The 11,608-nt window shown below is 65.3% G+C and carries 13 protein-coding genes; 1 reads left to right on the top strand and 12 read right to left on the bottom strand.

From position 1 onward, the window contains the following. Window positions 1-28: 28 nt before the first annotated feature. The 11 genes from GFS60_RS26700 to GFS60_RS26650 form a co-directional block, all read right to left on the bottom strand. Window positions 29-727, bottom strand: a complete 699-nt coding sequence (locus GFS60_RS26700; RefSeq protein ID WP_236603296.1) for a dTMP kinase — start codon at window positions 725-727, stop codon at window positions 29-31. A gap of 56 nt (window positions 728-783) precedes the next feature. Further along, window positions 784-2,268, bottom strand: coding sequence for an adenosylhomocysteinase (gene ahcY / locus GFS60_RS26695; protein WP_159925873.1), 1,485 nt, complete (start codon window positions 2,266-2,268; stop codon window positions 784-786). 84 nt (window positions 2,269-2,352) lie between these two features. Beyond that, a complete protein-coding gene (locus tag GFS60_RS26690; RefSeq protein WP_109335204.1) occupies window positions 2,353-2,979 on the bottom strand; it encodes a TetR/AcrR family transcriptional regulator in 627 nt (208 codons plus the stop codon). Between the two features lie 76 nt (window positions 2,980-3,055). Continuing rightward, window positions 3,056-3,238: a rubredoxin gene (locus GFS60_RS26685; protein WP_109331265.1), complete on the bottom strand. Its 183-nt coding sequence runs from the start codon at window positions 3,236-3,238 to the stop codon at window positions 3,056-3,058. After that, entirely contained in the window at window positions 3,235-3,420 is a 186-nt protein-coding gene (locus tag GFS60_RS26680) for a rubredoxin (RefSeq protein WP_159925871.1), read from the bottom strand. The genes GFS60_RS26685 and GFS60_RS26680 overlap by 4 nt, the downstream gene beginning before the upstream one ends. Beyond that, a complete protein-coding gene (locus tag GFS60_RS26675; protein WP_159925869.1) occupies window positions 3,417-4,640 on the bottom strand; it encodes an alkane 1-monooxygenase in 1,224 nt (407 codons plus the stop codon). Before GFS60_RS26675 ends, GFS60_RS26680 begins: the two co-directional genes overlap by 4 nt. Before the next feature lie 197 nt (window positions 4,641-4,837). Then, window positions 4,838-6,346 carry an amino acid permease gene (locus GFS60_RS26670; protein WP_109331269.1) on the bottom strand — a complete coding sequence of 503 codons (1,509 nt, stop codon included), beginning with the start codon at window positions 6,344-6,346 and terminating at the stop codon, window positions 4,838-4,840. A 136-nt stretch (window positions 6,347-6,482) separates the two neighbouring features. Further along, the gene (manA, locus tag GFS60_RS26665; protein WP_159925867.1) at window positions 6,483-7,715 is read right to left on the bottom strand and encodes a mannose-6-phosphate isomerase, class I; all 1,233 of its coding nucleotides are present in this window, start codon (window positions 7,713-7,715) and stop codon (window positions 6,483-6,485) included. Next, a complete protein-coding gene (locus tag GFS60_RS26660; protein WP_159925865.1) occupies window positions 7,715-8,788 on the bottom strand; it encodes a tobH protein in 1,074 nt (357 codons plus the stop codon). The genes manA and GFS60_RS26660 overlap by 1 nt, the downstream gene beginning before the upstream one ends. Window positions 8,789-8,873: 85 nt before the next feature. Then, a complete protein-coding gene (locus GFS60_RS26655; RefSeq protein ID WP_159925863.1) occupies window positions 8,874-10,241 on the bottom strand; it encodes a phosphomannomutase/phosphoglucomutase in 1,368 nt (455 codons plus the stop codon). Between the two features lie 115 nt (window positions 10,242-10,356). Next, the gene (locus GFS60_RS26650; protein WP_159925861.1) at window positions 10,357-10,752 is read right to left on the bottom strand and encodes a DUF3499 domain-containing protein; all 396 of its coding nucleotides are present in this window, start codon (window positions 10,750-10,752) and stop codon (window positions 10,357-10,359) included. An 80-nt stretch (window positions 10,753-10,832) separates the two neighbouring features. On the opposite strand from GFS60_RS26650, the gene GFS60_RS26645 reads away from it, so the two are divergent. After that, window positions 10,833-11,324: a metallopeptidase family protein gene (locus GFS60_RS26645; protein WP_201453459.1), complete on the top strand. Its 492-nt coding sequence runs from the start codon at window positions 10,833-10,835 to the stop codon at window positions 11,322-11,324. Here GFS60_RS26645 and GFS60_RS26640 read toward each other — a convergent pair whose 3' ends face one another. Beyond that, on the bottom strand, window positions 11,325-11,585 hold the full coding sequence (locus tag GFS60_RS26640; RefSeq protein WP_201453656.1) for a WhiB family transcriptional regulator: 261 nt from the start codon (window positions 11,583-11,585) through the stop codon (window positions 11,325-11,327). Window positions 11,586-11,608 lie beyond the last annotated feature (23 nt).

Raw genomic sequence — 11,608 nt, 5'->3', positions numbered from 1 at the left:
TTCGGAGCCCGTAACAGCCCGTTCGCCGTTACGGCGTGCCGTGTTCTTTCTCGCCACGGCGTCCCGTGCCGTCATTCAAGAGTGCCAGGTTTTCGGCGAGCGTGAGCGGATCGGTGTCCGGGGACAGCACCCACCACGGCGACATCCAGTCGGCGTCGGCCAGTTGTCGGTACACCTCACCGGTGCGTTCCTGCAGCCCGCGGTCGCGCTCGTAGGCATCGAGCGCCCGGCTCGCGTCTTCCGACTCACGTCCGCGCGCACGTTGTTCGGCCAGAGCCACGGGCACATCGAGGTACAGCTGGAGGTCGGGCCGGGGCAGTGCCAGGCGACCGTATTCGAGCTCCCGTACCCAGTCCACGAATTCGCCGTCTGCGCCCTGATGCAACCGAGCGGCACCGTAGGCGGCGTTGGACGCCACGTAGCGATCGAGGAGGACGATGTCGCAGCCGGCGAGCAGTTCGGACATCTCCGCGATCGCGCCGGACCGGTCGAGGGCGAACATCACCGCCATCGCGTGCACCGATCCGCTGAGATCGCCGTGTGCCCCCTTCAGCGCCTCCGATGCCAGATCGGCATGAACGGAGCGACCGTATCGAGGGAAGTCGAGGGTGCCGACCCGGAGCCCCGCCTCGTCAAGTCGCTTCTGGACGGCCGCGACCAGTGTCCGCTTGCCTGCGCCGTCGAGGCCTTCGAGCGCTACGAGCGTTCCGACAGAAGTGGTTCCCACGGGGAAGAAGGCTATCCCCCGGCCCGCACGCAGCGGACCGGGGGACGCCATCATCTCTAGTAGCGGTAGTGCTCGGGCTTGTACGGTCCCTCGACGTCGACGCCGATGTACTCCGCCTGCTCCTTGGTGAGCTTGGTGAGCGTGCCACCGAGTGCCTCGACGTGGATCTTCGCGACCTTCTCGTCCAGGTGCTTGGGCAGCCGGTACACCTCGTTGTCGTACTCGTCCGGCTTGGTCCACAGCTCGATCTGAGCGATGACCTGGTTGGAGAAGCTGTTGCTCATCACGAACGACGGGTGGCCGGTGGCGTTGCCGAGGTTCAGTAGTCGTCCTTCGGACAGCACGATGATCGAGTGACCGTCCCCGAAGCGGAACTCGTCCACCTGGGGCTTGATGTTGATACGGGTCACCTCGCCGGATCGCTCGAGACCGGCCATGTCGATCTCGTTGTCGAAGTGACCGATGTTGCCCAGGATGGCCTGGTGCTTCATCTGCTTCATGTGCTCGAAGGTGATGATGTCCTTGTTGCCGGTGGACGTGATGACGATGTCCGCCCAGCCGATGGCCTGCTCGACCGTCTTCACCTCGAAGCCGTCCATGAGCGCCTGCAGCGCGTTGATCGGGTCGACCTCGGTCACTGCGACGCGCGCACCCTGTCCGCGGAGCGCCTCGGCGCAGCCCTTGCCGACATCGCCGTAGCCACAGACCAGCGCGGCCTTGCCACCGATCAGGACGTCGGTACCGCGGTTGATGCCGTCGAGCAGCGAGTGGCGGGTGCCGTACTTGTTGTCGAACTTGCTCTTGGTGACCGAGTCGTTGACGTTGATCGCCGGGAAGGTGAGCTCACCGGCAGCCGCGACCTGGTACAGGCGCAGAACTCCGGTAGTGGTCTCCTCGGTGACACCCTGCACGGATTCGGCGATCTTCGACCACTTGCCCTTGTCGGCCTCGAGGGAGCGGCGCAGCAGGTTGAGGAAGACCTTGTACTCGTCGGAATCCTGGTCGTCGTCGGTGGGGGGCACGACGCCGGCCTTCTCGAACTGCGCACCCTTGAGGACGAGCATCGTGGCGTCGCCGCCGTCGTCGAGGATCATGTTCGCCGGCTTGTCGGCGTCCGGCCAGGTGAGCATCTGCTCGGCGGCCCACCAGTACTCCTCGAGTGTTTCGCCCTTCCACGCGAAGACCGGGGTTCCCTTCGGCTCCTCCGGCGTCCCGTGCGGACCGACCACGATGGCGGCAGCGGCGTGATCCTGAGTGGAGAAGATGTTGCACGATGCCCAGCGGACCTCGGCGCCCAGCGCGGTGAGCGTCTCGATGAGAACGGCGGTCTGAATCGTCATGTGCAGCGATCCGGAGATGCGTGCGCCCTTCAGTGGGAGCACCTCCGCGTACTCGCGGCGAAGCGCCATCAGTCCCGGCATCTCGTGCTCGGCGAGCCGGATCTCCTTGCGGCCGAACTCCGCGAGCGAAAGGTCCGCCACCTTGAAATCGATCCCGTTACGGCTCTCGGCCACGGGCGTGGTTGAAACTGAGGTCGTCATCTGCCTCTCCTGGTTGGCTGCTGTTTCGATCAAGGCTATCGGTACGGCCGCCGAAGGGTGACACTCAGACGACCGTCCGCGGACTCAGCCTTCCAACCGATCGGCCCCGTCGACTGCCCTGTCCACGAAAGGTCCGAGAAGAGCACCGAGATCCTCGGCAACGTTGGCCTCCGACTCGGGGGGCATCGAGATGTAACTCATAGCCAGCCGCACGATGGCGCGACTCAGAATTCCCGCGTCCACCACACTCGCTCGCACCCAGCTACGGTGGAAAACTTCTGCCAGCCGGGTCGATGCACGCTCGATGATGGGTGCACTCTCGGTCGTGATCAACCGCAGCAGGTCCGGTTTGGTCTCACCGCGTAGCAGCGACTGCACCAGCGGATCGGAGAGACTCGCGGCGAAGAACGCGGTGAAGCCCGACAGCAGTGCGGCTCGCCCCTGCCCGACGTGGGCGACCAGCGCCTCGTCGACCGCATCGACCAATTCGTCCGCCAACCGAAGGGCGTATGCCTCCGCAAGCCCCTGACGGGACTTGAATTCGTTGTACAGGGTCTGCCTGCTTACCCCGGCACCGGCCGCGACGTCCGACATCGTGATGTCGGACCAGTCCTTCTCGAACAACAGATCGCGCATGGCGTCGAGCACCGACTGACGCAGCAGCAGCCGCGTGGCCTCCTGGTAGGTCACTCTGACACGCGAGGAAGTCATGCTCACGACATTAGTGCCCGGCATCGCACGCCGGTGCGTCCGGTACGTGGCCACGCCGGGCACTGTCATCCGGAAGTCAGCTCCGCTCGATCTCGACCATGAAGAAGTCCGCTTTCGCAGCGCCGCAATCCGGGCAACTCCAGTCTTCCGGTATGTCGTCCCAACGAGTTCCGGGTTCGATGCCGTCTTCCGGCCACCCCAGCGCCTCGTCGTATTCGAACCCGCATTGCACACACTGGTAGAGCTTGTACTCGGTCATGTCGTGCCTCCTGTTGTGGTCGCCGCCTTCTCGAAGTCGAGCTTCTCCCGCACCCCGCAGTCGGGGCAGCACCAGTCCTCGGGGATCGAATCCCACTGCGTGCCAGCCGGGAATCCTTCCCGGGGTGCGCCGGTCGCCTCGTCGTAGACGTACTCACAGACCGGACAGCGGTACGCGCTCATGCCCGGGCCCCGTACTTCGCGAGAACCTCGGCGCGCTTCGCGGGGTGGATGTTGACGCGGGTGACGTCCCCGTCGTAGTGAGCGAGGACCCGGGGATCCATCACCTTGCGCCACAGCGGCGGGAAGTAGGCGAGCGTAATCATGCTCGCGTAACCGCTGGGCAGATTGGGGGCGCCGTCCATGCTCCGCAGCGTCTGGTAACGCCGGGTCGGGTTGGCGTGGTGATCGCTGTGTCGCTGCAGGTGGTACAGGAAGATGTTGGTGCAGATGTGGTCGCTGTTCCAACTGTGTTCGGGAGTGCAACGTTCGTAGCGACCACTGGCCGTCTTCTGCCTGCGCAGCCCATAGTGCTCGAGATAGTTGACCGTCTCGAGCAGGCAGAAGCCGAAGACGGCCTGGATCACCAGATACGGTGCGATGCCGAGGCCGAACGTTGCCAGCAGAGCGCCGAACAGCACCACCGACATCGCCCAGGCGTTGAGGACGTCGTTGTGAATCGTCCACGGCCCCTTACCCAGGCGGTCCAGCCGGGCCTTCTCGAGTCGCCAGGACGACGTCAGGCTCCCCCACACGCTGCGCGGCAGGAACGCCCACAAGGTCTCGCCCATACGGGAACTCGCGGGATCCTCGGGCGTGGCTACCCGCACGTGGTGACCGCGGTTGTGCTCGATGTAGAAATGGCCGTAGAACGATTGCGCCAAGGTCACCTTCGACAGCCACCGTTCGAGCTCGTCCTTCTTGTGGCCCAGCTCGTGTGCGGTATTGATCCCGATTCCTGCCACACAGCCGATGCTGATCGCGAGGCCGATCTTCGAGAGCACCCCGAGGCCACCCTCGATACCCAGCCACCCGAGATCGGACGCGGACCACAGGTAGCAGGCAGTCACGAGACTGAGAATCTGGAAGGGAATGTAGGCGTAGGTGCAGTACCGGTAGTACCTGTCGTTCTCGAGCCGGTCCATCACCTCGTCGGGCGGATTCTCGCCGTCCGGGCCGAAGAACACGTCCAGAATCGGCAGCAGGACGTAGACCAGCAGTGGACCGATCCACCACCACACGGGCGCCACCGCGTCGAGACCGAGTCGTCCCGAGGCCCACACGAGGCCGATCGCGAGAAACACCGCAGTGGGCGGTATCAGTCCCAGTAGCCATAAATAGCGCTTCTTGTCCCGCCACTGTTCGGTCGGTATCGCCGGTTCCGCCTGTGGACGTGTTGCCATGTCCGCTCCTTCGCTTTCACCTCATACGTGAGGCAGGTCACCAATGAGGTAGACAATATCCGGCTTTCCGTTCTTGATCTATACAAATCGGCGATTTTGTAAACTTGATCGATCAAGAAGGTCGCGGCAAGACAAATCCGCCGGGAAAGCACCGTGGTGCTTTCCCGGCGGACCGGATACCCGAGGCGGGTTGCGGGTCAGATCACCTCGCCGCGACTGCGCCTGCCCATCATGGAATGTCTGCGGCCGTACGCGAAGTAGATGATCACGCCGAGCAACATCCACACGACGAACCGGATCCATGTTTCGACGGAGAGGTTGAACATCAACCACAGGCAGGCCAGTACCGCGAGAATCGGCACCAGCGGCACCAACGGGACGCGGAACCCACGGGGCAGATCGGGCCGGGTCCGGCGTAGCACGATGACGCCGACCGAGACCAGGACGAAAGCGAACAACGTGCCGATGTTCACCATCTCTTCGAGGGTGCCTATCGGAAAGAAGCCGGCGAGAACAGCTACCACGACACCGACGAGCACGGTGATGCGGACCGGCGTGCCGTGCTTGCCGGTCGGCGCGAGACGCCTCGGCATCAGGCCGTCACGCGACATGGCGAACAGCACCCGGGTCTGGCCCAGCATGAGCACCATTACTACCGTCGTCAGACCGGCCAGTGCACCGAACGAGATGAGATTCTTCGCCCACGTGATGCCGTGAATGTCGAAGGCGGTAGCCAGATTGGACGTGTCGCCGGCCAACTCCTTGTAGTCGACCATCCCGGTGAGAACCAGGGTGACTGCGACGTAGAGAACGGTGACTATCGCGAGTGAGCCCAGGATGCCGCGGGGCAGAGCCTTCTGCGGATCCTTGGTCTCCTCGGCGGTGGTGGCAACGATGTCGAAACCGATGAATGCGAAGAACACGAGACTGGCCGCGGCGAGGAGCCCGTACCAACCGAACGTGCTGCCACCGGCGCCCGTCACATAGGAGAACAGCGACTGGTGAATACCCTCACCGGTCTCGGCGGGCTCGGACGGCGGGATGTACGGCGAATAGTTGTCACTCTCGATATAGAACGCGCCCACCACTACCACCACGAGCACGACCGCCACCTTGATCGTCGTGATGACGAGCGACACGCGTGACGACAGCTTTGTACCGGTGACGAGCAGAACGGTGATGACCGCGACGATCAGCACCGCGCCCCAGTCGAATTTCCACGACCCGAACTGGGCGATCGGCGTGTGATTGCCGATCACCTCGCCGAGATAGAGGGACCACCCCTTGGCGACGACCGAGGCGGCGAGGGCGAACTCCAGGATGAGGTCCCAGCCGATGATCCAGGCGACGAACTCACCGAACGTCGCGTACGAGAAGGTGTATGCACTGCCTGCCACCGGAACGGTCGACGCGAACTCGGCATAGCACAGTGCCGCGAGACCACACGCGATTGCGGCGATCACGAACGCGGCCGACACTGCAGGTCCCGCGACGTTCCCGGCGGTCCGGGCGGTAAGGGTGAAGATGCCGGCACCGATGACGACGGCGACACCGAACACCGTGAGGTCCCACGCCGTGAGGTCTTTCCGGAGCTTGGTCTCGGGCTCGTCCGTGTCGCGGATCGACTGCTCGATCGACTTGGTCCGGAACAGTCCATTGGCGCGACCGCTCACCTCCGGTCCACTGCCTTTGTCCTGGATGGCCACATCAGCCTCCTCATTCGAAAGTTGCGGTTCAGCCTATGCTTCGGCGGCCCTGAACAGGTCGGGTTCGAGGTAGATGCGACGGCCGCCGAAACCGCTCGTCGCACCCGGACCTCGGTCCGCAAAGGCGGCTCACAGGCTACGCGATGGGTGCGCCGACTCTCGCATTGAACAACTGGACTCGGTCCGATGTCGCGGTCACCGACACGTCGGGGTCCTCCGCGGCGATCCAGACTGCACTGCCCTGTTCCACATCGAGGCGCTCGCTACCGCACGCCACCTGAACCGAACCCGCGGTGCAGAGCAGAATCTGCGGACCTTCCGTCCGGAAGCGATGTTCGACAGCACCGTTCGACGACAGATCGATCCTCGTCAAACAGAATTCGGGAGCGGGCGAGACGTACATGGCCTCGGCGCTGCCGGGCAACTCCTCGGCCTCGAGGACAGGGATGTCGACGGAATCGAAGTCGAGCACCCGGAGGAGTTCGGGAACGTCGACGTGCTTGGGAGTGAGTCCACCGCGGAGAACGTTGTCGGAGTTCGCCATGATCTCCACGGCCATCCCGTGCAGGTACGCGTGGAGGTTTCCCGCGTCGAGGTAGAGCGCCTGCCCAGGCTCGAGGGTGACCCTGTTCAGCAGGAGAGCGGCGAGGACGCCCGCATCACCGGGATACACCTCACTCAACTCGAGTGCGGTTCGGACCTCGGCAACGAAGTCACCGTCCTTGGCTCCTGACAGATACTCGACGCACCCGTCGAGCACACGCGGCATCAGCGCACTGAGGACGGGCTGGGGCAGAGTGATCCAGGTGGTGAACAGGGCACGCAACCCGTCCGAGTCGGGTTGCCCCGCAATGAGCCCGGCGTAGGGCTGGAGTTCGGGCACCGCGATCGCGTCGAGCAGCTCCACCGTCCGCTTCGGATCCCGGAAACCGGCCAGAGCGTCGAACCGGCTCAGCGCGACCACGAGCTCCGGTTTGTGGCTGTCGTCCTTGTAGTTGCGAATCGAGGATCCGAGCGGGATGCCCAGCTCGTTCTCGCGCGCGAAACCTTCGCGGGCCTGTTCCGCACTCGGGTGCGCCTGGAGCGACAGCGGCTCCTCGGCGGCAAGCAGTTTGAGGAGGAACGGAAGGCGTTCGCCGAAGGTCTCGACGCTGCGGCGGCCGAGTTGGCGCTCCGGCTCGGTGCGCACCAGGTCCAGGAGCGACCGCTCCCCTTCGTCGGTGACGACGCGTGCGGGATCCGCCGGATGAGCACCGAGCCACAGTTCCGCCTCCGGATGTGCCGTCGGAACGGGCAGTCCGCGCAGCTCAGCGATAGCGGTGCGCGATCCCCATGCATAGGATCGGAGCGCACCTTCGAGTCGGTGCACTAGATACCGCCGATCAGCTGCAGGTATGCGGCAGTCATGTCGAGCCGCCCTACGAGGACCGCGGCCTGCTCGAGTTCCGACCGCTGCGACGGCGACGGGCCCTCGTCGGAAGCTGCGACGACGATGTCGGCGTCCCCCAGCACCGCGGTCTTGCGTTCGGTCAGCATCAGCTCGGCCTCGGCCGAGAAGACAAAGGTGCGGACGGGACTGGCGGAGGGCGGGCCGTCGAGTTCCGGATCGTGGAAGATCGAATCGGGAACGGCCGCCGGCGCACGGAATGTGTTCGCCGCACTCAGGACGTCCGACAGTTCGGACGCGGTTGCCACCCGGCCCGCGTGCAGTAGCGCCTCGGCGCCGTGACGCGCCAGTTCCATCGCGCTTTCCGTGTCGCCGGTGAGCACGACTCGTCGTCCCTGCATCCGCGAGGCGAGAGACTTCGCCGGATTGTGGAAGACCTCGTTCGTCGGTCGATCGCGGAGGGATTCGCTGTCGACGGCGTCGGCGAGCTGCTCGAGATCGGGCACCTCGTCGCCCCACCGCTCGGATCCCACCACGCGCAGGACCGCGAGGAGGACCGCGAAGTATCGCAGCAGACCATGACGGGTCAGAGCCCGAACCCTGGGCGCGAACATCAGCACGCGCCCCGCCGCGGCCGCCTGCAGAGGCCCCTCATCGGGTGCAGCCACCACTACCTCGGCGCCCCGGCGCACCGCCGCATCGATGGCCTGCACGAGTCGAGGATCACCGGCGTCGTCGCCGGCCACCACGACCACGTCGAGGGGTCCGACCCATACCGGTGTACTGGCGGCACGGACGAGGGGGAACCCGATCCGTTCGGCGAGGACCGCCGTGAGGATCGCCGCGCCACGGCTAGCCCGTCCCGAGCCGGTCACCACCACCACACTGCGCGGCCGAAGACCGTGCAGGCGTTCGAGAACCCCCTCCTCGACGGCGGCTCTGGTGGCCCGGATCTGGGCGCCGCCCATCGCCGCGGACCGAAGGACTCCCACGGTGTCCGCGGCAACCAGTGCGTCACCGTCGTCGAGATCCAACAGGGGCGTCGGCGCTGTCATGACACCGCACCCCCTTTCTCTTTTCTCGGAACAAGCCTCATCGAAACTTGTGTGCGTGTAAAACCTGTTATTCCAACTATGGCAGTCAGGATCGGACGATGCCCAGTATCTCGGTAACGAGTGCGTCTACGTCTTCCGCCGTGGGCGCTTCCACGTTGAGCCGTAGCAGCGGTTCGGTATTGGACGCCCGCAGATTGAACCAGGCACGGCCGGCCAGATCGACGGTCACGCCATCGAGCCGGTCGACACCCGTGCTGCGATCGGCGAACGCAGACACGACTGCAGCGGTGCGCTCCGCAGCGTCGGCGACGGTGGAGTTGATTTCCCCGGAGGCCGCGTACCGCTCGTACTTGGCCATCAGCTCGGACAACGGACGCTCCTGCTCCCCCAGCGCAGCGAGCACGTGCAGTCCCGCCAGCATCCCCGAGTCGGCGCCCCAGAACGAGCGGAAGTAATAGTGCGCGGAGTGCTCACCACCGAAGACCGCACCGGTCTCCGCCATCTGTTGCTTGATGAAGGAATGGCCGACCCTTGTGCGCACCGGCGACCCGCCCAGCTCGGTGACCAGTTCCGGGACCGCCCGCGACGTGATGAGGTTGTGGATGATGGTGGCGCCGGGCTCCTTCGCCAGCTCCCGCTCGGCGACGAGGGCCGTCACCGCCGACGGCGAAACGGGATTTCCCAGCTCGTCCACGACAAAGCAGCGGTCGGCGTCACCGTCGAATGCCAGACCGATGTCGGCACCCGTCTTCCGCACATGCTCCTGCAGATCGACCAGATTGGCGGGGTCGAGCGGATTCGCCTCGTGGTTGGGGAACGTGCCGTCGAGTTCGAAGAACAGCGGTTCCACGGTCACCGGCATGGGCTCGAGCACGGCAGGCACAGTGTGCCCACCCATCCCGTTCCCCGCGTCGACCGCGACCTTCAAATGTCGCATGTCGGCGAGATTGACGAGGCCGCGGACGAAGCTCGCGTACCGCTGGAGTACGTCCTCGTCCGTCACCGCGCCGGGCGCTCCGTCGAACTCGGGAACTCCCTCGATCACCTCGGCGGCGATCGTCGCCAGGCCGGTCTCCTGACCGACCGGCTTGGCTCCGGCACGGCAGAGTTTGATCCCGTTGTACTCGGCGGGATTGTGGCTCGCAGTGAACATCGCACCCGGGCAGTCGAACAGCCCCGACGCGAAATACAACTGGTCGGTCGACGCCAGGCCGATGAGAACCACGTCGACACCCTGCGCGGTGACACCGTGGGCGAAGGCCTTCACGAGGTCCGGGGAGGATGCCCGCATATCGTGGCCGACGACCACCTTTTTCGCCCCGTCGTCGCGCACGAGTCGCGCGAAGGCGCCGCCGACATCCTGGACGAACGCGGCATCGATGAGTTCACCGACCACACCACGCACGTCGTAAGCCTTGATCACGGCATGTACGGACTCGGCTGATCGCGCCACTTCTGTTTTCTCCTTTGCGAGCACCAGTGCTGGCGCCAGCCTAATGCCTGCCCGGCGCGGGCACGTCCCGGCAACCGCGAGACGGCGCTCACGCCAAGGACGGACGAGCGGGAAGTCAGTTGGCCGGGTCGGGAAGAACCCGCAGGTGACCACGGCGACCGGTTCGGACCGGTGGGGTGTGCATGCCGGTGTCGGCACGTTCTTCGGCGGCGGCGGCTCGTTCGGAACGCCCGCGCTCGCCCAACCCGGCCTCGCGCACGGCCTCCGCCAATGCGGTCAGATCATCCTCGTCCGGCGTGCTCGAGGAGAATCCGCCCTCGTACCGGACCAGTTCCCACCCCTTCGGCGCGGTGATCCGCGAAGCGTGGGTGTCGCACAGATCCCAGGAATGAGGCTCGTCGACGGTGGCCAGAGGACCCACGACAGCGGTGGAATCCGAATAGACGTACGTGAGCGTCGCGACAGCGGGGTTCTTGCACCCGGGGCGGCAGCATCGACGCAGAGATCTCACAGCTAGGGAGCCTAGCCCCACGGAGGCCCGGCACCTACTCGGACACACCGAGAGTGTGCGGCTGTCGTAATGTCCAGTCCATGTCCAGAGCACGACGCAGGCGTCCGGTGACCACCCGATCAGTCGACCGTCGGGGACGCGGAATTCGCGGGTCGGTGTTCCCGCCCGACGCGCCCGCACGGCGCAGTCGCGCGGAAAAATTCGATCTCGTGGTGCTCGAAGCGTTTGCGCCGATCGACGCACAGTGGCGTGAGCGCCTCACAAAGCTGGACATCGCCGTTGACGAGGTCCCGAAAATTCATGCGCTCGATCCGGATTCGGTGAACTGGCCGCCGGAGGTCGTGGCGGACGGACCGGTGCCGCTGTCGCGGCTGATACCCGCGGGCATCGACCGGCACGGCACCGCTACCCGCGCGCGGGTGGTCCTGTTCCGCCGTCCGCTCGAACAGCGTGCTAAAGACCCGGACGATCTGACCGACCTGGTGCACGACGTGCTCGTACAGCAGGTGAGTACCTACCTCGGCGTCGAACCAGAAATCATCGACCCCGATCTGCCGGGCGAGGAGGACTGACTAGACGATCCCCCGCTTGAGCCGACGGCGCTCGCGCTCCGACAGGCCACCCCAGATGCCGAACCGCTCGTCGTTGGCCAACGCGTAGTCCAGGCACTCGTCCTTGACTTCACAGCCCAAGCAGATTCGCTTCGCTTCCCGCGTGGAGCCGCCCTTTTCCGGGAAGAAGGCCTCAGGATCGGTCTGCGCGCACAGCGCGCGTTCCTGCCACTGATCCTCGATGGTCTCGAAAAGATGGTCGAAACCCGTCACCACGCTCAACGCCGGGCGAGTGCCCGCCGTCT

This window comes from Rhodococcus sp. WAY2 (assembly GCF_009859915.1).
GTDB lineage: Bacteria > Actinomycetota > Actinomycetes > Mycobacteriales > Mycobacteriaceae > Rhodococcus_F > Rhodococcus_F oxybenzonivorans.
This window is presented reverse-complemented; position numbering and strand designations above follow the sequence as displayed.

Excerpts from the sequence above, each read along its gene's own strand:
- ahcY (WP_159925873.1), bottom strand. The coding sequence starts at position 2,268 with ATGACGACCTCAGTTTCAACCACGCCCGTGGCCGAGAGCCGTAACGGG.
- GFS60_RS26690 (WP_109335204.1), bottom strand. The coding sequence starts at position 2,979 with ATGACTTCCTCGCGTGTCAGAGTGACCTACCAGGAGGCCACGCGGCTG.
- GFS60_RS26685 (WP_109331265.1), bottom strand. The coding sequence starts at position 3,238 with ATGACCGAGTACAAGCTCTACCAGTGTGTGCAATGCGGGTTCGAATAC.
- GFS60_RS26680 (WP_159925871.1), bottom strand. The coding sequence starts at position 3,420 with ATGAGCGCGTACCGCTGTCCGGTCTGTGAGTACGTCTACGACGAGGCG.
- GFS60_RS26675 (WP_159925869.1), bottom strand. The coding sequence starts at position 4,640 with ATGGCAACACGTCCACAGGCGGAACCGGCGATACCGACCGAACAGTGG.
- GFS60_RS26660 (WP_159925865.1), bottom strand. The coding sequence starts at position 8,788 with ATGACAGCGCCGACGCCCCTGTTGGATCTCGACGACGGTGACGCACTG.
- GFS60_RS26645 (WP_201453459.1), top strand. The coding sequence starts at position 10,833 with ATGTCCAGAGCACGACGCAGGCGTCCGGTGACCACCCGATCAGTCGAC.